Source organism: Ferrimicrobium acidiphilum DSM 19497 (genome assembly GCF_000949255.1).
Classification (GTDB): domain Bacteria; phylum Actinomycetota; class Acidimicrobiia; order Acidimicrobiales; family Acidimicrobiaceae; genus Ferrimicrobium; species Ferrimicrobium acidiphilum.
In genome coordinates this window covers 1-678 of record NZ_JXUW01000065.1, presented here as the reverse complement: position 1 = coordinate 678, position 678 = coordinate 1, and the positions used below count along the sequence as shown (strand labels likewise).

General features: G+C 51.8%; 1 protein-coding gene and 1 pseudogene. Both read left to right on the top strand.

Annotated features, from left to right (window positions below):
• Positions 1 to 25 precede the first annotated feature (25 nt).
• Positions 26 to 136: pseudogene (locus tag FEAC_RS16050) on the top strand (IS607 family transposase); the annotation flags it as partial.
• On the top strand, positions 133 to 678 hold a 546-nt coding region (locus FEAC_RS14390; protein WP_236684677.1), incomplete at its 3' end, for a helix-turn-helix domain-containing protein. The pseudogene FEAC_RS16050 and the gene FEAC_RS14390, both read left to right, overlap by 4 nt.

The window sequence follows — 678 nt, the reverse complement described above, 5'->3', positions numbered from 1 at the left end:
CTGGACCCTAAGTTAACGATATTGCGACTTAGTACGAGATGTCACAGAGCTGCTCACGTCACTATGCGCTCGTCTCTATGGTCGTCGTTTAGCTGTTAACAAAGCTCAGCGTGCTATTGATGCGGTGTGCTCATGATTGCAGTGATGCGCACAAAAGTACAGGCTCAGAAAGTATCCGATCTCACCGGAGGCAAAGTTCTTCTCGATGACGGTAAACCGACCAGGAAAGTCGCGCTAGCTGGAGATTTTGAGCAATACCGAGATGCTCTAGAGTCGGTCAGTGTACTCTTCGGGTTATGCGACGATACTGGAGAGAAGGCTCCGACTGGATGGACGGTTACAGGAGCTTCATTTGAGCTAGAGTGGCCAAAAGATCCGAAGTCGGCTTCTCTCATCCGATCTCACTTCGGAGCTAGAAGAGTCGCCTACAACTGGGCACTAGCCAAAGTCAAGTCAGACATGGAGGCTAAGAAGAAAGACGCGAGTTGCCCATCTACGCCGTGGACTCTTGAGGCTCTTCGTAAACAGTGGAACCAAGAGAAGGACGAGGTCGCGCCCTGGTGGGCCACCAACTCCAAGGAGTGTTACGCATCGGGAATTGCCGACTTAGTACAGGCTCTATCCAACTGGTCTAGCTCAAAACACGGAAGTCGCAAGGGCAAGAAGGTCGGCTTCCCT